The sequence below is a fragment of the Azospirillum himalayense genome (assembly GCF_042657465.1).
In the GTDB taxonomy this organism is placed as follows: domain Bacteria; phylum Pseudomonadota; class Alphaproteobacteria; order Azospirillales; family Azospirillaceae; genus Azospirillum; species Azospirillum himalayense.
Genome location: NZ_JBHSLC010000090.1, coordinates 1 through 1,057, shown reverse-complemented (window position 1 = coordinate 1,057; position 1,057 = coordinate 1). Strand labels below are relative to the sequence as shown.

Here is a 1,057-nt window from a genome sequence, read left to right as displayed (position 1 = left end):
CGGCGACGACCTGTTCGTGCTGGGGCTCGGCAGCGACACCATCGACGGCGGCACCGGCACCGACCGGGTCGTCCTCGACTTCTCCTCGGCGTCCAGCATCAGCACCACCCTCTACGACGGCGGCGACAACAGCTACAACATCCAGCCGCAGGATGCGGTGCGCTTCCGCTACAGCGTCTACGCAAACGGCACCCAGCATTACATCGACCTGCGCAACATCGAGCAGGTCTCGATCGCCGGCGGCAGCGGCTCCGACTACCTCTACGGCCTGGCGCTCGCCGACACGCTCGTCGGCAACAACGGCAACGATTTCCTGTGGGGCGGGGCGGGCAACGACAGTCTGGACGGCGGCTTCGGCGACGACACGCTGGACGGCGGCGACGGCAACGACACCCTGCTGGGTGCTGAAGGCAACGACACGCTGGACGGCGGGGCGGGCAATGACAGCCTGGTCGGCGGAGCCGGCAACGACCAGTTCGTCATTTCCGGGGGCAACGACACCATTGACGGGGGGGCCGGCACGGATCGGCTGAGAGGTGACCTGTCCAGCGTCACCACCGCTCTGTCGATCGCCAGCAATCCCACCACGCCCTGGTCGATCCCCGGTCGCCTCAGCGTCTCGAACGTGGAAGAACTCTGGCTGACGCTGGGCAGCGGCAACGACACGATCACGAACAGCGGCAACGGGAGCGACAGCGTCAACGGCGGGGACGGCAACGATCTGTTTGCGCTGGGGCTCGGCAACGACACCATCGACGGCGGGGACGGCACCGACCGGATCGCCCTCGATTTCTCCACAGCGACCAGCACCAGCGTCAATTACTACGACTCCAGCAACAACAGCTACAACATCCAGCCGCAGGATGCGGTGCGGTTCCGGTACTACATCCAAGCCAACAACGGTTCGCACAGCATCAGCTTCTCGAACATCGAGCAGGTCTCGATCATCGGCGGCAGCGGCAGCGACACGCTTTACGGCCTGGCGCTCGCCGACACGCTCGTCGGCAACGGCGGCGCCGACTCCCTGTGGGGCGGGGCGGGCAACGACAGCCTGGAC

At 66.4% G+C, this 1,057-nt stretch carries 1 protein-coding gene; it reads left to right on the top strand.

Going from position 1 to position 1,057, the window contains the following annotated elements; translation table 11 throughout:
- Positions 1-1,057: calcium-binding protein (locus ACFPMG_RS26720; protein WP_376998269.1), on the top strand; the 1,057-nt coding region annotated here is incomplete at both ends.